This window comes from Streptomyces spinoverrucosus (genome assembly GCF_015712165.1).
Taxonomy (GTDB): Bacteria; Actinomycetota; Actinomycetes; order Streptomycetales; family Streptomycetaceae; genus Streptomyces; species Streptomyces spinoverrucosus_A.
Genome location: NZ_JADPZX010000001.1, coordinates 7,212,548 through 7,230,521, shown reverse-complemented (window position 1 = coordinate 7,230,521; position 17,974 = coordinate 7,212,548). Strand labels below are relative to the sequence as shown.

Sequence of the window (17,974 nt, the reverse complement as noted above, 5' to 3'; positions counted from 1 at the left end):
GGCCGGGCGCGCCGAAGGGAGTACTCCCGTCCGTCGGCCAGGCGGCCCGCCAAAGGGAGTGCTCCCGTTCGTCGACTAGGCGCGCCAATGGGAGTACTCCCGTCCGTGGGCCAGGCGGCCTGCCAAAGGGAGTGCTCCCAATCGCCGGCCAGGCGGCCCGCCAATGGGAGTACTCCCGTCCGTCGGCCAGGCGGCCCGCCAAAGGGAGTGCTCCCAATCGCCGGCCAGGCGGCGCGCCAATGGGAGTACTCCCGTCCGTCGGCCAGGCGGCCCGCCAAAGGGAGTGCTCCCAATCGCCGGCCAGGCGGCGCGCCAATGGGAGTACTCCCGTCCGTCGGCCAGGCGGCCCGCCAAAGGGAGTGCTCCCAATCGCCGGCCAGGCGGCGCGCCAATGGGAGTACTCCCGTCCGTCGGCCAGGCGGCGCGCCAAAGGGAGTGCTCCCGTTCGCCGGCTAGGTGCGCCAGAGGGAGTGCTCCCGGTCCGCCCACTCCCGGCTCACCGCGCCCGTGCGCATTCCCCGTCGCGCCTCCGGATCCGCCAGCGCCATGCCGATGTGGCCGGCCAGGACGATGCCGATGGTGAGGGCCAGCCAGTCGTGGACGAAGGTCGCGCTGGTCCGCCACACCAGCGGGGTGAGGTCGGTGAACCACATGATCAGACCCGTGCCCAGCATGACCAGCGTCGCTCCGGCGATCCAGGCCGCGTAGACCTTCTGTCCGGCGTTGAACTTCCCCGCCGGACGCGCCGAGTGCCGCTTGTCCCGGCGCAGGGCGGCGCGCAGCCAGACCCGGTCGTGCGGGCCGAAGCGGTTCAGCAGCCGCAGGTCGGCCCGGAAGGCGCGGGAGGCGAGGCCCAGCAGGACCGGCACCGGCAGGGCGAGGCCCGCCCACTGGTGGACGGTGACGACGAGGGCACGGCGGCCGACGAGCTGCGCGAGCTCGGGGACGTACAGGCAGGCCGCCGTCAGGACGCAGACGCCCATCAGGGCGGCGGACGTGCGGTGCACCCACCGTTCGGCCCGGCTGAACCGGCGGACATGTGTGGCCCGGGCGGGCGCGTCAGCTCGTAGGCTCATCGTCCCGTCCGTTCGAACGGCCGACCCAGGCGTCGATGTCGTAGCCGCGTTCCTCCCAGTAGCCAGGCTCCACGTCCTCGGTGACGGTGATGCCGGAGAGCCACTTCGCGGACTTGTAGAAGTACATCGGCGCCACATAGAGGCGGACGGGGCCGCCGTGGGCGTGGCTGAGGTCCTCGTCCTGCATGCGCAGGGCGACCATGACGTCGGCGCGGCGGGCCTGGTCGAGGGTGAGGCTCTCGGAGTAGGTGCCGTCGAAGCAGGTGAAGCGGATCGCCCTCGCGGTGGGGCGCACCCCGGCCGCGTCCAGCAGCCGGGACAGCCGTACACCCTCGAAGGGGGTGTCGGGGACACGCCAGCCCGTGACGCACTGCACGTCCCGGACCAGGCGGGTCTGGGGCAGGGCGCGCAGCTCGGGCAGCGTGTAGGTGCGCGGCCGGTCGACGAGGCCGTCGACGGTGAGGCGGTAGGTGGTGGCGTTCTTCTTGGGGACGGAGGCGGCGACGGAGTAGTAGCGGAAGCCGCCGCCGTTCGGGAGCAGGCCGGTCAGGCCCGTGGGGTCCTTGTCGGCGGCGCTGCCGAGGAAGGACTCCAGTCCGCGTTGCAGGGTGGGCGCGGCGACCACGCCGAGGGCGCCCAGGCCGAGGGTGCCCAGCAGGACCCGGCGGCCGATCGGCCGGCCCTCCTGCTCGGGTTGTCCGGAGTTCACCCGCCCATTCGAGCACCGGCGCGGGCGGTGGGACCAGTGATCGGGGGTGGCCGTCAGGATTCCGTAACACCCCTCCGGCTCAGCGATGCCTGGCCCACACCGAGTGCGCGCTCGCGAGCCTCGCGGAACGCCGCGCACGGGTCCCGGTCCGGGTACGACCACGGCTGCGGCGTCGCGTGCTCGCCGATCCGCTGGAAGAGCGCGGCGGCCTCCGCGTCGCGGCCCTCGCGGCACGTGGCGTGCGCGAGGTAGTTGAGGTCGACGAGGCGGCGGGGGTGGCCGTCCTGCTCCCATTCCAGCCACCAGTCGAGGGCGGCCGCCAGCGCCTGCCGGGCCGGGCGGCCGCTCCAGTGCGCCGAGGCGGCCGGGTCGGCGGGTTCGAACCCGGCGGCGGCCAGCACGCGGTACCGCTCGGCGTGCGCGACGACGGGCAGGACGGCGAGCGGGGAGTCGGCCGGCGCCTGCTCGGCGGCCCAGTGGGCGAAGTCGTACACCTCGTGCAGCGGGTCCGGACCGGCGGCGGCGCGGCGCTCGGCGAGCCGGGCGACCATCAGATGGTGGGCGTGGTGGTGGTCGACGTGCCGCGCCCGGACCTCCTCGAAGATCCGCACCACCTCCCGCCGGCCGCCCAGCGCGCGCTCCAGCATGAGCAGGCCGAGCCAGGGTGTGGGGTCGGCGGGCGCGAGTGCGGCGGCGTGATGGCAGGCCTCGCGGGCGCGGGCAGGCTGGTCCTTGCCGCGCAGGGTGCGCCGCACCTGTGCCAGGGCGAGCAGCGCGGCGGCGTCGGCCGAGTCCGGCTCGGCGATCAGCCACTCGCCGGCCCAGGCCGCGCTGTACGGATCGAGCGCCAGGACCGTGATCCGGTGTCCGCGCCGGTCCCAGTCGTCGCCGGTACGGGCGAGCAGGGAACGGGCGGCCTGCCACCGCCCCTGTGCGAGCGCGGCGCGCGCCGCGCCGAGCTCGGTGTCGTCGAGGGCCGCGTCGAAGGCCACGTCCGCAGGCCTGCGTGCACGGCCGGGCGATGGCGGAGGTAAGGACAACGCGGGACTTTCCTCGGGCAACGGTGCTGGTCGTGGGCTGATCCCGGACAGCAAATCCATAGCCAAGGGTTATCGTCAAGCTTTGCGACGTCTTGACGCGCGTCAACGTCACGTCCTGGCCGGTGAGTTGACTCGAACCAGGTGCGCGTGGGCCGTCCGATACCGGGACGAGTGTGACGTACGTCATAGCGCCACGGCATCGGGCCCCTGACCATTGCGGGAACGTCACGCCGCCGCCCCGGCTCCCACGCCGGCCGCCGTGACCGATGTGACCGCCTGACGCGGTCCCCACACCGCCTGACGCGGTCCCCACACCCCCCACGATGATCATTGAGGTAGCCAGCTTGTCGGTCCTGGTCCTGGTTCTCGCCGTGAGCGCCGCCTGCTGCCTGGGCTTCGGTTTTGTCCTCCAGCAGAACGCGGCCCAGCAGGCGCCCCGCGGCGACTTCCTCTCCCCCCGACTGCTGCTGGACCTCGTGAAGGTGCCGAGCTGGCTCGGCGGCATCGCCCTGATGGTGGTCGGCATGGGCCTCGGCGCGGCCGCGCTCGGCCAGGGACAGCTCTCCCTCGTGGAGCCCCTGCTCGCGACCAACCTGCTCTTCGCCCTCGCCCTGTCCCGCCGCCGGACCCGGCAGTCGCTGGGCCGCCAGGGCTGGGCGGGCCTCGCGCTGCTCGCGGGCGGCGTGACCGCGTTCATCATGGCCGGCCAGCCGCGCAGCGGGGCCGCCGTCGCGGATCCGCTGCGGATGTGGCTGATCATCGGCGCGATGGGGGGCCTCGCGCTGCTGCTGACGATGCGCGCCAAGCGCAACCGGCTGAGTTCGGGCCCGGTGCTGCTGGCCCTGGCGGCCGGCCTGCTGTACGGCGTGCAGGACGCGCTGACCCGGATCAGTGGCGACCGCTTCGCCGTGAGCGGCATGGGCGGGCTGCTCACCTCCTGGCAGCCGTACGCCGTCCTGCTGATCGGCGTCACCGGCCTGATCCTGGTGCAGAGCGCCTTCGAGACCGCGCCCCTGCGCAAGTCCCTGCCCGCCCTCACCGCCGCCCAGCCGCTGGCCGGCATCATCTGCGGGGTCGGCTTCCTCGGCGACCGGCTGCACATGGACACCGGCGCGCTGGCCTGGCAGGCGGCGGGGCTGGCGGCCATCGTGAGCGGCATCGTCGCCCTCGGCATGCACCCGGCGATGCCGCGCGGCACGGTGATACCGGCCGGCGTGCCGGTGCCCGCCCTGCAGGGCGCGGTGAGCCGCTGATCCGGCGGGGCCGCCGTCGAGGCCGACGGTGCTTGGATGACCCCATGAGCGCTGCTGACGAGATCCTCGACGTCGTCGACGAACACGACCGGGTCATCGGCCGGTCCCCGCGCGGCGAGGTGTACGCGCGCGGGCTGCGCCACCGGTGCGTGTTCATCCAGGCCCGGGACGCCGAGGGCCGCGTCTTCGTGCACCGCCGCACGCCCACCAAGCTGGTTTTCCCCTCCCTGTACGACATGTTCGTCGGCGGCGTCGTCGGCGCGGGCGAGTCCTACGACAACGCGGCGCTGCGCGAGGCCGAGGAGGAGCTCGGCGTCACCGGCCTGCCCCGCCCCTCGTATCTCTTCAAGTTCCTCTACGACAACGGCGCCGGCCACAGCTGGTGGTCCGCGGTGTACGAGGTCCGCTGCGAGCTTCCGGTCAGCCCGCAGGTCGAGGAGGTCGCCTGGCACGACTTCCTGCCGGAGGAGGAGGTACGGCGGCGGATCGGCGAGTGGCAGTGGGTGCCGGACGGACTGGCGGCGTACCACCGGCTGGAGGCGTTCCGGCGCTGACCGTGCCCCGCGCACCCGTCCCGATAAGGTCGGGCGTGTGATCGAACTCGTGCGAAACGTCCGGCTGTGGTTCGGACCCCAGCGGATCCGGGAGGAGGGCGACACACCCGACTACCGGTTCTCGCTGGCGAACGAGCGCACGTTTCTGGCCTGGCTGCGCACCGCGCTCGCGCTGATCGGCGGCGGATTCGCGGTGGACCAGTTCCTGCCGGACCTCAGGTGGGGCTGGCGGGTCGGGCTGGCGCTCGCCCTCCTCGCGGCGGGCGTGCTGTGCTCCCTGCGGGCGGTCAATCACTGGGTGCGCTGCGAACGCGCCATGCGGCGGGGCGAGGATCTGCCGGTCTCGCGGTTCCCGGCGGTGCTGAGCCTCGTCGTCGCGGTGGTGGCCCTGGCGATGGTCGTCGTGGTGCTCGTGGGGTGGGAGGGGTGAGTGCCGCCGACGCCGTGGAACGGGATCCCGGGCTCCAGCCGGAGCGGACCCGGCTCGCCTGGCGGCGTACGACGCTCTCGGGCACCGTCGCCGCGGTGCTCGCGGCACGCACGGCCCTGCACGGTGGCCTTTCCGCGCCCCGGATCATCGTCTGCGCCCTGTGCTGCATCCTGTGGCTGGGCTTTCTGCTGGTCGCGCACGGCCGTATCCGCGCCCTCGCGGCATCCGGCCGCCCGGCGGCCCTGACACCGCGGTACGCCGCCGCGGCGGCCGTGTGCACGGTGGCCCTGGCCGTGTGTGCGTCGGCGCTGGTCTTCTGAGGCGGTCGTTTCATGTCGGGCCGGTCTTCTGGGGCGGTCGTCATGTCAGGCCCGCAGGTGGGCCAGGCCCTTGCCGGCGGCCGCCGGGGAACTCGGACGCCACGAAGTCCCGGATGCCCGAATTCGCCCTCTTCCCGTGGCAGCCTTTCGGTCGTCCGTCACCCCGCACCCGAAGGTGAACGCCATGACCACCCTGCACCAGGAACACGCCACCCACCCGCACACCCACGGCCCGGCCTGCGGCCACGCCGAGGTCCCGCACGGCGACCACATCGACTACGCGCACGACGGCCACCTGCACCGCGCCCACGACGGCCACTGGGACGAGTGCGAACCGTCGGGCCACACCGCCCACGAAGGCCACGACCACCAGCACGGCGAGGACTGCGGCCACATGCGGGTGCCGCACGGCGACCACATGGACTACCTGCACGACGGCCACCGGCACGCCGAGCACGACGGCCACTGGGACGACCACTGACACGGAGCCGTCCCCGGCCGACAATCGCCCCTCGACAGCTCCCCGGCCTCCCGTGCGGGGAGCTGTCGGCCTATCGTGGCGCCGATCACGTTGGGGCGACGCTCTGGACGACATACCGACCGGTCGGCATCATAGGTCGCGTCCCGTTCACACGTCCGTAGGAGCGACGATGGCTTCCGACCACCCGCCAGGCCTCGATCCCGTCCGGCTGCGCGGCCTGCTCGACCGCGAGCGGCCCGGTCTGGTGCACGGCCCGCTGACCGGCCGGCTGATCGAGGGCGGACGGTCGAACCTCACCTACGCGGTCTCCGACGGCGTCTCGCGGTGGGTGGTACGCCGGCCTCCGCTCGGCCACGTCCTGGCCACCGCGCACGACATGAAGCGCGAGCACCGTGTGATCAGCGCCCTCGGCCCGACAAAGGTCCCGGTGCCGCGCACGGTGCTGCTGTGCGAGGACGAGGAGGTGCTCGGGGCGCCGTTCTACGTCATGGAGTTCGTCGAGGGCACCCCGTACCGCACCGCCGACCAGCTCGCCCCACTCGGCCCCGAACGCACCCGCGAGGTGATCCTGTCCCTGGTGGACACGCTCGTGGACCTGCACGCGGTGGACCCGCAGGAGGTCTCTCTCGCCGACTTCGGCCGCCCCGAGGGGTTCCTGGACCGCCAGCTGCGCCGCTGGGGCAAGCAGCTCGACGCCTCCCGCAACCGCGAGCTGGCCGGCATCGACGAGCTGCACGCGGCTCTCGGCCGGGCCCTGCCCACCTCCCCCGCCCCGACCGTCGTGCACGGCGACTACCGCCTCGACAACGTCCTCATCGGGGCCGACGACAAGATCACGGCGGTACTCGACTGGGAGATGTCCACGCTGGGCGACCCGCTGACCGACCTCGGCCTGCTGGTCATGTACAGCATCCCGCTCGGTACGGCCGACTCCCCCGTCTCCACGACCGCCGAAGCCCCGGGGCACCCGGCACCGGCCGAGCTGATCGAGCGCTATGCCGCCCGCTCCGGGCGTGATGTCTCGGCGGTCTCCTGGTACACGGCGTTCGCCTGGTTCAAGCTCGCCGTGATCCTGGAGGGCATCCACTACCGCTACACCCTGGGCCAGACGGTCGGCCGCGGCTTCGACCGCATCGGCGATCTGGTTCCCGTCTTCATCGAGCACGGTCTGACAACTCTTCAGGAAGGCTGACTGGCATGGACTTCGCGTTCGACGCACGCACCGAGGAGCTGCGCGCCAAACTGCTCGCCTTCATGGACGAGTACGTCCACCCGGCCGAGGCCGTGGCCGAGGAGCAGCGGGCCGCGCTCGCCTCCCCGTGGGACACCCCGCGGGTCGTCGAGGAGCTGAAGGCGCAGGCGCGCAGGCAGGGCCTGTGGAACCTCTTCCTCCCCGACGCCGAGTACGGCGCCGGCCTCACCAACCTCCAGTACGCCCCGCTCGCCGAGATCACCGGCCGCTCCCCGCACCTCGCGCCCACCGCGACGAACTGCGCCGCGCCGGACACCGGGAACATGGAGGTGCTCGCGCAGTTCGGCGACGACGCGCAGAAGAAGCAGTGGCTGGAGCCGCTGCTGGCCGGTGAGATCCGCTCGGCCTTCGCGATGACCGAGCCCGAGGTGGCGTCCTCGGACGCCACGAACATCACCACGCACATCGAGCGGGACGGCGACGAGTACGTCATCACCGGCCGCAAGTGGTACATCTCCGGGGCGATGAACCCGGACTGCAAGATCTTCATCGTGATGGGCAAGACCGACCCGGACGGGCCGGACATCCGCCGCCAGCAGTCCATGGTCCTGGTCCCCCGCGACACCCCCGGTGTGTCGGTCGAGCGGGCCATGCAGGTCTTCGGGTACGAGGACCACTCCCACGGCGGCCATGCCGAGGTGATCTTCGACCACGCGCGCGTGCCGGTGTCCAACCTGATCGGCGAGGAGGGCGGCGGCTTCGCCATCGCCCAGGCCCGGCTCGGCCCCGGCCGGATCCACCACTGCATGCGGCTGATCGGCATGGCGGAGCGGGCGATCGAGCTGATGTGCCGGCGGGCGGTCTCCCGCACGGCCTTCGGCAAGGCACTGGCCCAGCAGGGCGTGGTCCACAACTGGATCGCCGACGCGCGCGTGACGGTCGAGCAGCTCCGCCTCCTGGTGCTGAAGACGGCCTGGCTGATGGACACCGTCGGCAACAAGGGCGCCCACGCGGAGATCCAGGCCATCAAGATCGCCACGCCGCGCGCGGTCGTCGGCATCCTCGACAAGGCGATCCAGCTGCACGGCGCGGGTGGTGTGAGCCAGGACTTCCCGCTGGCCGAGCTGTACGCCGGGGCGCGGACGCTGATGATCGCGGACGGCCCCGACGAGGTGCACCAGCGGTCGCTGGCGCGGCGGGAGCTGAAGAAGTACCTCTGACGGTCTCTACGGCCGCAGGGCCCGCAGCAGCAGGTCGGCCAGGTGGTCGGCGACCTGCTGCGGGCTCAGCGGCCCGTCGGGGCGGTACCAGGTCGACAGGTGGTGGATGGAGCCGAAGTGGTAGTCCACCACCAGGTCGGCCGGGGTCGCCGTGGAGAACACGCCCTCCCGCTGGCCCTCCTCGATGAGGGCGCGGAAGCGCTCGTGGTAGCGCCGGCGCTCGGCGCGGACCTGCTTGTTCTTCTCGGGGCTCAGATGGTGCATGGAGCGGAAGAAGATCATCGCGTCGTCGAGGTTCTCGATGGTCGTCACCACGACGTCGGCGGCCGCGTCCCGCACCCGCTTCTCGACCGGCTCGTCGGCGTCCGCGAACCCGTCCAGGCGTTCCTGCTGGACGCGCAGCACGCGCGCGTACACCTCGTGCAGCAGGTCGTCCTTGGAGCCGAAGTAGTGGTACAGGGCTCCCTTCGTGACGCCGGCCGCCTCGACGATCTCCTGCACCGAGGTGCGGTCGTAGCCCTGCTCGGCGAAGAGCCGGGTGGCGGCGGCCAGCAGCCGCTGCGGCACAGGCGTCCCGTCCTGGTCCGTCGTCCTGGGCACTGCCGCCACCTGCCTTCCGTGATGTCCTACTGACTTTCCTGCGAACGGGAGCGCAACTCCCGACGGAGGATCTTCCCACTCGCCGTCTTCGGCAAGTCGGGCAGGATCTCCACCAGCCGCGGGTACTTGTAGGCGGCCAGTCTCTCCTTGCAGTACCCGGCGAGTTCGTCCGGGTCCGACTCGGCCCCCGGACGGAGGCTGATGTAGGCCTTGACGGTCTCTCCCCGGTAGCCGTCGGGCACCCCGACGACCGCGGCCTCGCGCACCGCCGGATGGGTGTAGAGGACGTCCTCGACCTCGCGTGGCCAGACCTTGAAGCCGGACGCGTTGATCATGTCCTTCTTGCGGTCGACGACGTACAGCCAGCCGTCGGCGTCCATGAAGCCGATGTCCCCGGTGCGCAGCTCACCGCCGGGGAAGGTCTCGGCGGTGGCGTCGGGCCGGCGCCAGTAGCCGGGCACGACCTGCGGCCCGCTCACGACGATCTCGCCCTGTTCGCCGAACGGCGCCTCCGCGCCCTCGTCGTCGACGATCCGCACGACGGTGTCGGGCCCGGGCACGCCCACGGCGAGCGTCCCCGAGGCGGGGTCGACGGGCGCCTCGCGGCCGGGCGGGACGGAGGCGCAGGGCGCGGTGCACTCGGTGAGCCCGTAGCCGTTGCGGATGTACGGCCCGAACCCGGCTCGGAACTTCTCCACCAGTGCGGGCGGCAGTGGCGCCCCGCCGGAGGAGATGATCCGGAAGGACGAGAAGTGGTCCGGGGTGACCGACGGATGGGCGGCCAGCGCCATGAAGGCGGTCGACGGCCCGACCGTGTAGTGCGGCCGGTGCTCGGCGAACGCGTCCAGCACGACCCCCGCCTCGAAGCGGTACGCCAGCACCAGCGTGCCCGCGCTGTTCAGACACGCCCCGAACTGGCAGACCATCCCGGTGATGTGGAACAGCGGCGCCATCGCGAAGTACACCGGCGCCTCGGGCAGCCCCAGCCCGGTCCGCTGCCGCTCGGCGTTGTACATGATGTTGCCGTGCGTGTTGGTCGCCCCCTTGGGGGTGCCGCTGGTGCCGGACGTGTAGCTGATCAGCGCGATGTCGTCGGGGCCGGGCGCGCGCCCCTCGGGGGCCTTGTCGCCCGCCCGCGCGACGGCGGTCAGGTCGTCGGCGTCCTCGGCCCGCGCCGAACGCTCGAAGCTCAGCACGCGCGCGTCGCCCCGCGTTTGGAAGTCCAACTCGCAGGCGGTGAGCACGATCCGCACCGGCGAGTCGGCCGCCGTCTCGCGCAGATACGACTCCCAGGCCCGGTCGGAGCAGATCAGCGCGGCCACCTCGCCGTCCCGCAGCACATGGCGGACCTCCCCCGCCTTGTACATCGGGTTGACCGGCACGACCACCGCGCCCGCCTTCCAGGCGCCCAGCACGGCGAGCACGAAGTGCGGCGAGTTCTGCAGCAGCACGGCGACCCGGTCACCGCGCTCAAGGCCCCGCGCCGTGAGGTGCCCGGCGACGGAGTCGCTCAGCTCGTCGACCTCGCGATAGCTCAGCCGCCCGTCGAAGTAGGCGAGGAAGGTCCGCTCCGGCACCTCGCCGGCGACCCGGCGCAGGGCGTGCACCAGCGAGTCGGCAGGGCTGACGGGGGCCCGCTGGGCCTCGTCGAGCAGCGCCAGCCAGGGCTTGGCGGCATACCGGGAGCCGGTCACGGGGCCGCCTCCCACTTCTGCTGGATGTGGTTCATGTTCGTCAGCCAGCGGTCCGGATCGGCGGCCCGGGCCTGGTAGTACCCGGCGACCTCGGGGTGCGGCAGGATCAGGAAGCGGTCCTCCTCGATCCCCCGGAAGAGCGCGTCGGCCACGTCGTCCGGCTCGATCGCGGTCGGCACCAGCACCAGGTCGCCCGCGCTGCCGGTGGCGGCGAGCATGTCGGTGCGCACGCCCTGCGGGCAGATGGCGTGCGCCTTCACACCCCGGTGGCGGTACGTCAGGGACAGCCACTCGGCGAAGGCGTAGGCGCCGTGCTTGGTGACGCTGTAGGGCGCGGCACCGATCATGGTGAGCAGCCCGGCGGCCGACACGGTGGACACGAAACGCCCGCTGCCACGCTCCAGCCACTCGGGGAGCAGCGCCTGGGCGGCCCGCACGTGCGCCATGACATTGACGTCCCAGGCGAGTGACCAGACCTCCTCGGCGGCCGCCTCGGAACCACCGGAGCCGACCCCGGCATTGGCACAGTAGACGTCCACGACCCCGCCGAGCGCCTCCTTGGCGTCGGCGACGATCGCGGAGGCGTCGCCGGGTACGGCGATGCCGCCGATCTCGTCGGCGACGGCCTTGGCCTTGTCCGCGTCCAGGTCGTTGACCACGACCCGCCCGCCCTCGGCGGCGAACCGACGGGCCAACGCGGCCCCGATCCCGCCCCCTGCCCCGGTGACGACCACTCCGGCACCCTGCACGGCTCCCACCATCGGTCTCCTTCGACGCACGTCACTCGGCTCTACCCAGCGTGGCCAGACTAACCGGTCGGTATGTAACTAGGGAAGGGCAAGCCCAACGCCTTGAGGGGCGCGAGGCTGTGTCGATATGCGGCTCCGCCGCGTGGGCGCGACCAGCCCCCACCGGGCCCACACCCTGCAACACTCCTGCGGAAGCGCACAACACACACAGGAGGTCACCGCATGAAACTGCCAAGACGCACCCTCCTAGCCACCACCGCAGCCGTCGCCGTAACGGCAACCCCGGCGACCGCCGCATCCGGAGGCGGCCCCCGCCGCATCCGCACCGGCTTCGAACGCCTGGCCAAAGACGGCTACGCCGCCCTCGACGGCGACCGCGTAGGCATCGTCACCAACCCGACCGGCATCACCAGGGACGTACGCCACATCGTCGACGTGATGCACGCCGACGACCGCGTGAACCTCACCGCCGTCTTCGGCCCGGAACACGGCTTCCGCGGCACCGCCCAGGCGGGCGGCTCCGAGGGCCGCTACGACGACCCGGCGACCGGCCTGCCCGTCTACGACACGTACGGCAAGAGCGGTCAGCCGCTGGCCGACATCTTCACGGCGTCCGGCGTGGACACGGTCGTCTTCGACATCCAGGACGTGGGCGCGCGCTTCTACACGTACATCTGGACCCTGTACGACTGCATGGAGGCGGCCCGGCTCGCGGGCAAGCGGGTCGTCGTGCTGGACCGGCCGAACCCGGTGACCGGCAGATCGGCCGAAGGGCCGGTGCTGCACAAGGAGTTCGCCACGTTCGTCGGCCGGCAGCCGATCTCGCAGGCGCACGGGATGACGGTCGCGGAGCTGGCGCTGCTGTTCAACGAGGAGTTCCTGACCTCGCCGGTGCCGCTGGACACCGTGCTGATGACCGGGTGGCGGCGGTCGGACTTCCACGACGCCTCCGGGATGCCGTGGGTCCCGCCGAGCCCGAACATGCCGACGCCCGACACCGCTGTCGTGTACGCGGGCACGTGTCTCTTCGAGGGAACGAACCTCTCCGAGGGACGCGGCACCACCCGCCCCTTCGAACTGCTCGGCGCGGAGGGCATCGACCGCCGGTGGGCGGCGGCCGCGAACGAACTCCGCCTGCCCGGCGTGCACTTCAGGGAGGCGTACTTCGCGCCCACCTTCTCCAAGTTCCAGGGCAAGACCGTGGGCGGTGTGCAGCTCCACGTGCACGACAGGGCGGCGTTCGACCCGGTCCGCACCGGGATCGGCCTGCTGATCACCGCCAAGCGGACCTGGAGCGGTTTCGCCTGGCGCCCGGACAACTGGATCGACAAGCTCACCGGCTCCACGCTCGTCCGCACGATGATCGACGCCGGGGCGTCCACCGACGACGTGGTGGCGGGCTGGCAGCAGGAGCTGGCCGCGTTCCGGAAGGTGCGGAGGCGGTACCTCCGCTACCGCTGAGCCGCGCGCCATGACGTATGGCCAAGCAGGCCCGTTAGCAGGACGATGCGACCGCATCACCGCTTCGGGGACTTGGGGGCCTGGCATGGCGGATCCGGCAATGAGCGTGACTCCGTACTGGGAGCTGACCTTCGACGCGGACGGCGACGTACACGGCCGGCAGCGGGAGCGGCTGGTCGCCGGCGTGACGGAGCGCGGCGTGCGCGACCTGATCGTCTTCGCGCACGGCTGGAACAACGACCGCCCGGGCGCCACCCGCCTGTACAGCGCCTTCCTCGCCCCCGTGCCCGGCCTCGCGCCCAAGGCCCGGATCGGGTACGTGGGCGTCGTCTGGCCGTCGATGCGGTTCGCGGACGAGCCGGTCCCCGACTTCCCGCGGGCCGTGGCGGCCGAGCCGCCGCGCCCACCGGCGCTGGCCAAGGACACCCGGCACGCGCTGCTGGAGACGTTCCCCGGGCGGGCGACGGTGATCGACCAGCTGGCGCGGCTGCTGGACCAGCAGCCGCGCCAGGACGCCGAGTTGGAGGAGTTCGGACGGCTGGTGCGGCTGCTGGTGGAGGTGGTGCCGCCGGGTCCGCAGGCGCTGTTCGGGGCGGACACACTGGCGGAGGGCGTGCCGCAGGACGAGCCGGGCATGTTCTCGGCGCCGGTGGCGGCGGTGTGCGAGGAGTTCGCGGCGGCACTGGCGCGCCAGTCGCCGGCCTTCGCGCTGCCCAACCCGTGGGACGGGGCGCACGAACTGCTGCGGCAGGCGACGTACTACGCGATGAAGCGCCGGGCCGGGACGGTGGGCGAGCGGGGGCTGGGCCGGGTGGTCGGGCAGCTCGCGGCGGCGGCGCCCGGGGTGCGGGTGCATCTGGTCGGGCACAGCTTCGGGGCGCGGCTGGTGTCGTTCGCGCTGCGCGGGCTGCCCGAGGGCGTGCGGACGGTCAAGTCGGTGACGCTGCTCCAGGGGGCCTTCTCGCACTACGCGTTCGCGGCGCGGCTGCCGCACGACACGCGCGCGGGAGGGGTGCTGCAGGGCCGGCACAACCGCGTCGACGGTCCCCTCGTGTGCTGTCACTCCCGCCATGACTCGGCCCTCGGCACGTTCTATCCGCTGGCCTCGCGGATGGCGGGCGACGACCAGGGGATCGCCGCCGGTCTCGATATCGGGCGGGTGCTGGGCGAGAGGTGGGGGGCGATGGGGTTCGGCGGCATCCGGGCGGTGCCGGGCACACGCGCGTGCACGCTGGCCGACGCGCTGCGCAAGGGGCTGCCCGCCGCCGGGTGCGTCAACGTCGACGCGGCGGCGGTGGTCCGGCGGGGCGGGCCGCCGGCCGGGGCGCACAGCGACATCGTGCACCGGGAACTGGCGCAGCTGGTGCTGGCGGCGGGCCGCCTCGGCAGACCCGCCGCCGCATGACACCGATCACCTGTGGGACGTGAACTCCACGACCTGCTGATAGGTCGGCCGGTTCTGCCAGCTGATCCTGCCGTGCCCGATCCCGCCCAGCGGACGGTGGACGACCGAGTCGGCGCACCACTGGTCGCCCGCCGCGCACTGGTCGTCGCCGGGGTAGACCTGGGCCGCGCTCCGTCCTGCGGCCTCCTTCAGGGTGCTGATCAGTGTGTCGCGGCAGGCGCTGAGGCTGCCGTCACCGCAGTAGGTGCGGGCGAGTGGCCCCTGGACCTGCTCACCGAGCACCGTACGGATGTCCTTGTCGACATAGCTCCACCACCCGTACTGGAAGGCGCTTCCGGCGTGCGCGCCGGTCGGGCCGTGGGCGGCGGACGGTGACTCGTCGACGGGCAGGTTGGCGGTGATCGCGGAAAAGAGGTCGCTGCCCAGGCCGGGTTCGAACTCGGCCTTCACCAGCAGCGGCCACCAGGCGTCCAGGACGCGGATCGCGTCGGCGTGGGCGTACGCCTTCGAACCCGCCGAGGTCTCCGTACGGCGGGCCCCCGCCGACAGCCACGCGGTCAGCTTGCTCACCGCCGCCGCGGCCGTCGTGTCCGTCACCGGCGAACTGTTGATCACCTTCAGCAGTTTCGGCAGGACGTCCTCCGCCCGCAGGTCGGCGAGCCCCGCCTCGGCCATCGCCTTGACCAGCGAGGCCCGTGTCACGCCGCCGGCCTCGACGAGCCTGTTCACCCGGCCGTCGAGCAGATCGCCGCGGTGCACCGACCCGTTGCCCCAGGGCGCGGCCGCGTAGTCCTCGGCCTGCTTGTTGTTCCAGGAGATGTAGTAGTCCTGGTCGATCGAGTTCGGGTGCTGGGACGGCGGGGTGTAGGAGGCGGTGTTGGTGTCCGGGTTCCAGTTCCGCCACTCGTACGCCGGCCGCGCCCAGACCGGGAACTCCGCGTCGACGCCGGTCGCGCGGACCGGGTTGTCGCCGCTGTTGTAGTACGCGGTGTGCTCGGAGTCGGCGTAGAACCAGTTGAAGGTGTAGTTGATGTGCCGCACCGCGCTCTGGAAGCTCTCGGGGCCCGTCACGTAGTCGGGGTCGTTGAGCATCTGGAAGCCGATGATCGAGTCGGCCTCGTGCAGGAACGACGAGCGCAGGGTGGTGTAGGCGACCTTCTTGCCGCCGACGGTCGCGCGATGCGTGACGGGTCCGTACTTCGTCCGCCACACCCGCATCGTGTACGAGCCGGCCGCCGTGCCGTCGGCCACGGTCGGCTTCCAGGCGTTCTTCTGCTCGACCTTCTCCATCGGCGTGCAGGTGCCGCGGTAGAGGTAGTGGTGGTCGTCCTGGCAGAGCTCCACGGCGTAGGTGTCGATGATGTCCTGGCCGGAGGTGGTCGCGCTCCAGGCGTAGTCCTGGCCACGGCCGAGTTCGACATAGAAGCTCAGGCCCGCGAAGGAGGCGCCTCGGGCGCTGATGCCGGGACCCTGGATCTCCTGGAGCATCAGCAGCTGCGGGGCGAAGTATCCGGTCTGCGGGCCGAAGACGGCGATCGGGTGGCCACTCGCGGTGTGTTCGCCGCTCACCACGAGGGCGTTGGACATCCCGCGCCGGGCGGAGCTGACGGCGTTCGCGGCGGCCTCGGCCGAGGCCTCGGCGGCACTCGGTCCGGCCGCGCTGCCCGTACGGTCGTGGACGAGCTGCTCCTGGGTCACCGAGCCCGCGTCGGGGAGTGCCGTGCCCTGCGGGTCGGCGGGCTTCTGGCCGTACGGGTAGCTGCCGTCGTGGACGGTGAGGACGGCCTCGGGGTCGTTGCGCATCCGGAAGGACTCCCACACCTCGGTGCCCTCCACCACGCCGTACTTGGACTGGGCGGCGAGCAGCGAGAGCGCGTTGTTGACCTCGCCTCCGCCGCCCGCGCCGAACAGCGCGCCGATCACGGAGGCCAGCGCGACCAGGTCGGTGGGCTTGAACTTCTCGATGGTGCCGGCGTTGGTGACGGAGTCCTTGTGGCCGGTCAGGACGTACTCGCCGGGGAAGTAGCGGCCGCTGTCGGAGGCGGCGATGTAGGCGTTGATGCCGTCGACGTAGGCGTGAACGTCGGCGAGGGCCTGCCGGCCGCGCTCGCCGTTCGTGGCGGCAGCGTTGTCGATCTGCGCCTGGAGGTCGGCCTCGGTGTAGGGCGCGGTGCGCCAGAACTGCTGTTCCAGGCCCTGGTTGGCGGCGGCGCCGCCCGCGAACGAGGTCAGCTGTCCGCGTCCGACGTGACGGAAGACGTCCATCAGCCACAGCCGGTCCTCGGCTGCCGCATAGCCGGCGCCGAACTCCGTGCCGTATCGAGTGGTACCGGTGATGTGCGGTACGCCCGTCTTCTTGTCGCGGACGATCGTCACGTCGCTGCGACCGGCCGGACGGACGGTGGAGGCGACCTGGTCGGCGGGGACCCCGAAGGAGGCGTCGTTGAAGAAGGTGCTGATCGTGGCGTCGGTGAGGGTGGAGTAGCCGGTGGCCAGGTTGGCGTAGGGGCCGAGCTGGTCGTCGGCGTGCGCGGGCCGGCTGCCGAAGACCTGGTGGAGCAGGATCTGGGCGAGGGTGGCGTTGCCGTTCTGGCCGGGCGGCAGGAGGTCCGAGCACTGGCCGCCGCAGTGGTCGACGACCGCCGCCGCTTCGGCGGCCGGGGCGTCCATGGCCGCCGCCGGGGAAAGCGGGGACAAAAGGCTGGCAATCAGGACGCATACGGAAGCCGTCTTCAGGAACCCGAGGGATCTGTGGGGAGTTCTCAGTCTGTCGAGCGCGTTACGTGGGGTGCGCCGTGGCATGGCAGCTCCTCCCGACGGGGGTGGGCCGGACGTTACCGCCGGTTATCCCCGACTTTGAAGATGAACATGCGTCACTTTTCCGGGTCGCAAGGACCGGCCGAGGAAGGTCGTCGTCACATGGAGGAACGCGGAGGAAATCGGATGGAGCCGAATCGCCGGTCGAAACGTCTATTCGGCGACGTCCGTACGACGACGCCGAAGTGACCGAAGTACAGGTGCAGGTGTGACGGAGGTGCAGGGCGATGGCCGGTTTCCGGAGTCTGGCGAGACAGGTACGCGACCCCCGGTGCGATCTGGCGCTGCGGCGCTACTCGCTGCGCAAGTGCCTTGAGCGGTTCGCCCCCTACGGGCACAGGGCGACGTGGGACCACTTGTGCACCCGGGCCGGGTTCGGCCCGGAGGACCGTTCTCCCGATCCGGCGCGGCTCGTGGCCGCGTTGGAGGAGCTGGAGGAGGCGCGGGCGGTGTGGCTGGCCTACGAGGTCGAGTTCGCCGAGCGCCGCAAGAAGGAGAAGCACGACGGGCTGCGCCGGCCGGGCACGGTGGACGACTGGCACCGGCTGACCTGGGGCGGCTTCGGGGTCGCCTGGTGCGACGACCCCGAGGTGCACCCGGCCGAGCCGCTGGCGGAGGTGCTGCGGCGGCTGATCGCCGCACTGGAGCGCGAGCCCGGATCGGCGTGCCCCGTGTGTGGCGGGGAGCGCCTGGTGTGGAAGTACGACCTGGACCACGAGCCGTCGTCGGGTCCGGTCTGCACGGACTGCGGAATCCTTGTCCCGCGCCCCGTGCTCACGCCCGACGCCCTGGCGTACGCCAGGCGCGAACGGCTGCTGATGTCCGCCTGAGAGTGCCACGAGTGCCATGGGGAACGGGGCAACGGGGGTTGCGCAAGGGGGGCGGTGCGAAGGGGATGCCGCACCGTTCCCGACGGCACGAACTGGTCTGCGGCGAGCCGCCTTTGGTGCGGCGGCTGTTCGCGGGGGCGTAT

General features: G+C 72.1%; 17 protein-coding genes. 10 read left to right on the top strand and 7 right to left on the bottom strand.

Translation table 11 applies throughout. From position 1 onward, the window contains the following. Positions 1 to 452: 452 nt before the first annotated feature. The 3 genes from I2W78_RS32875 to I2W78_RS32865 are packed head-to-tail and all read right to left on the bottom strand — an operon-like array spanning position 453 to position 2,825. A complete protein-coding gene (locus tag I2W78_RS32875) occupies positions 453 to 1,076 on the bottom strand; it encodes a cytochrome b/b6 domain-containing protein (protein ID WP_196463885.1) in 624 nt (207 codons plus the stop codon). Next, positions 1,060 to 1,785, bottom strand: a complete 726-nt coding sequence (locus I2W78_RS32870) for a molybdopterin-dependent oxidoreductase (RefSeq protein ID WP_196463884.1) — start codon at positions 1,783 to 1,785, stop codon at positions 1,060 to 1,062. The genes I2W78_RS32875 and I2W78_RS32870 overlap by 17 nt, the downstream gene beginning before the upstream one ends. Before the next feature lie 53 nt (positions 1,786 to 1,838). After that, positions 1,839 to 2,825 (bottom strand): hypothetical protein, encoded by a 987-nt coding sequence (locus I2W78_RS32865; protein WP_196463883.1) that lies wholly within the window; start codon positions 2,823 to 2,825, stop codon positions 1,839 to 1,841. 344 nt (positions 2,826 to 3,169) lie between these two features. Between I2W78_RS32865 and I2W78_RS32860 the strand changes: the two genes are divergently transcribed. The 7 genes from I2W78_RS32860 (at position 3,170) to I2W78_RS32830 (ending at position 8,275) form a co-directional block, all read left to right on the top strand. Beyond that, positions 3,170 to 4,078 (top strand): DMT family transporter, encoded by a 909-nt coding sequence (locus I2W78_RS32860; protein ID WP_196464807.1) that lies wholly within the window; start codon positions 3,170 to 3,172, stop codon positions 4,076 to 4,078. A 44-nt stretch (positions 4,079 to 4,122) separates the two neighbouring features. Beyond that, positions 4,123 to 4,632 (top strand): NUDIX hydrolase, encoded by a 510-nt coding sequence (locus I2W78_RS32855; protein WP_196463882.1) that lies wholly within the window; start codon positions 4,123 to 4,125, stop codon positions 4,630 to 4,632. 37 nt (positions 4,633 to 4,669) lie between these two features. Further along, positions 4,670 to 5,062: a YidH family protein gene (locus I2W78_RS32850; RefSeq protein ID WP_196463881.1), complete on the top strand. Its 393-nt coding sequence runs from the start codon at positions 4,670 to 4,672 to the stop codon at positions 5,060 to 5,062. After that, a complete protein-coding gene (locus I2W78_RS32845; protein WP_196463880.1) occupies positions 5,059 to 5,382 on the top strand; it encodes a DUF202 domain-containing protein in 324 nt (107 codons plus the stop codon). The genes I2W78_RS32850 and I2W78_RS32845 overlap by 4 nt, the downstream gene beginning before the upstream one ends. 184 nt (positions 5,383 to 5,566) lie before the next feature. Continuing rightward, entirely contained in the window at positions 5,567 to 5,863 is a 297-nt protein-coding gene (locus I2W78_RS32840) for a hypothetical protein (protein WP_196463879.1), read from the top strand. A gap of 169 nt (positions 5,864 to 6,032) precedes the next feature. Then, the gene (locus tag I2W78_RS32835; protein WP_196463878.1) at positions 6,033 to 7,055 is read left to right on the top strand and encodes a phosphotransferase family protein; all 1,023 of its coding nucleotides are present in this window, start codon (positions 6,033 to 6,035) and stop codon (positions 7,053 to 7,055) included. A 5-nt stretch (positions 7,056 to 7,060) separates the two neighbouring features. Continuing rightward, positions 7,061 to 8,275 (top strand): acyl-CoA dehydrogenase family protein, encoded by a 1,215-nt coding sequence (locus I2W78_RS32830; protein WP_196463877.1) that lies wholly within the window; start codon positions 7,061 to 7,063, stop codon positions 8,273 to 8,275. A gap of 6 nt (positions 8,276 to 8,281) precedes the next feature. Here I2W78_RS32830 and I2W78_RS32825 read toward each other — a convergent pair whose 3' ends face one another. Genes I2W78_RS32825 through I2W78_RS32815 form a run of 3 tightly spaced genes read right to left on the bottom strand, consistent with a single transcriptional unit; the run spans position 8,282 to position 11,330 of the window. Further along, positions 8,282 to 8,875, bottom strand: coding sequence for a TetR/AcrR family transcriptional regulator (locus I2W78_RS32825; protein ID WP_196463876.1), 594 nt, complete (start codon positions 8,873 to 8,875; stop codon positions 8,282 to 8,284). 26 nt (positions 8,876 to 8,901) lie between these two features. After that, complete coding sequence (locus I2W78_RS32820) at positions 8,902 to 10,569, bottom strand: class I adenylate-forming enzyme family protein (RefSeq protein WP_196463875.1); 1,668 nt, start codon at positions 10,567 to 10,569, stop codon at positions 8,902 to 8,904. Next, positions 10,566 to 11,330, bottom strand: a complete 765-nt coding sequence (locus I2W78_RS32815; RefSeq protein ID WP_196463874.1) for an SDR family oxidoreductase — start codon at positions 11,328 to 11,330, stop codon at positions 10,566 to 10,568. The genes I2W78_RS32820 and I2W78_RS32815 overlap by 4 nt, the downstream gene beginning before the upstream one ends. Before the next feature lie 210 nt (positions 11,331 to 11,540). On the opposite strand from I2W78_RS32815, the gene I2W78_RS32810 reads away from it, so the two are divergent. Together I2W78_RS32810 and I2W78_RS32805 are read left to right on the top strand one after the other, a co-directional pair. Next, positions 11,541 to 12,779 (top strand): exo-beta-N-acetylmuramidase NamZ family protein, encoded by a 1,239-nt coding sequence (locus tag I2W78_RS32810; RefSeq protein ID WP_196463873.1) that lies wholly within the window; start codon positions 11,541 to 11,543, stop codon positions 12,777 to 12,779. Between the two features lie 85 nt (positions 12,780 to 12,864). Next, the gene (locus tag I2W78_RS32805) at positions 12,865 to 14,184 is read left to right on the top strand and encodes a serine-threonine protein kinase (protein WP_196463872.1); all 1,320 of its coding nucleotides are present in this window, start codon (positions 12,865 to 12,867) and stop codon (positions 14,182 to 14,184) included. Positions 14,185 to 14,190: 6 nt separating this feature from the next. Here I2W78_RS32805 and I2W78_RS32800 read toward each other — a convergent pair whose 3' ends face one another. Next, positions 14,191 to 16,986: a penicillin acylase family protein gene (locus I2W78_RS32800; protein ID WP_196463871.1), complete on the bottom strand. Its 2,796-nt coding sequence runs from the start codon at positions 16,984 to 16,986 to the stop codon at positions 14,191 to 14,193. A 242-nt stretch (positions 16,987 to 17,228) separates the two neighbouring features. Here I2W78_RS32800 and I2W78_RS32795 point away from each other — a divergent pair, with 242 nt between their 5' ends. After that, on the top strand, positions 17,229 to 17,831 hold the full coding sequence (locus I2W78_RS32795) for a hypothetical protein (protein WP_196463870.1): 603 nt from the start codon (positions 17,229 to 17,231) through the stop codon (positions 17,829 to 17,831). The last annotated feature ends 143 nt before the right edge of the window (positions 17,832 to 17,974 follow it).

What these genes read in the sequence shown, in the direction of transcription:
- I2W78_RS32875 (WP_196463885.1), bottom strand. Translation starts at nt 1,076, where the DNA reads ATGAGCCTACGAGCTGACGCGCCCGCCCGGGCCACACATGTCCGCCGG.
- I2W78_RS32855 (WP_196463882.1), top strand. Translation starts at nt 4,123, where the DNA reads ATGAGCGCTGCTGACGAGATCCTCGACGTCGTCGACGAACACGACCGG.
- I2W78_RS32840 (WP_196463879.1), top strand. Translation starts at nt 5,567, where the DNA reads ATGACCACCCTGCACCAGGAACACGCCACCCACCCGCACACCCACGGC.
- I2W78_RS32835 (WP_196463878.1), top strand. Translation starts at nt 6,033, where the DNA reads ATGGCTTCCGACCACCCGCCAGGCCTCGATCCCGTCCGGCTGCGCGGC.
- I2W78_RS32830 (WP_196463877.1), top strand. Translation starts at nt 7,061, where the DNA reads ATGGACTTCGCGTTCGACGCACGCACCGAGGAGCTGCGCGCCAAACTG.
- I2W78_RS32815 (WP_196463874.1), bottom strand. Translation starts at nt 11,330, where the DNA reads ATGGTGGGAGCCGTGCAGGGTGCCGGAGTGGTCGTCACCGGGGCAGGG.
- I2W78_RS32810 (WP_196463873.1), top strand. Translation starts at nt 11,541, where the DNA reads ATGAAACTGCCAAGACGCACCCTCCTAGCCACCACCGCAGCCGTCGCC.
- I2W78_RS32805 (WP_196463872.1), top strand. Translation starts at nt 12,865, where the DNA reads ATGGCGGATCCGGCAATGAGCGTGACTCCGTACTGGGAGCTGACCTTC.
- I2W78_RS32800 (WP_196463871.1), bottom strand. Translation starts at nt 16,986, where the DNA reads ATGCCACGGCGCACCCCACGTAACGCGCTCGACAGACTGAGAACTCCC.
- I2W78_RS32795 (WP_196463870.1), top strand. Translation starts at nt 17,229, where the DNA reads ATGGCCGGTTTCCGGAGTCTGGCGAGACAGGTACGCGACCCCCGGTGC.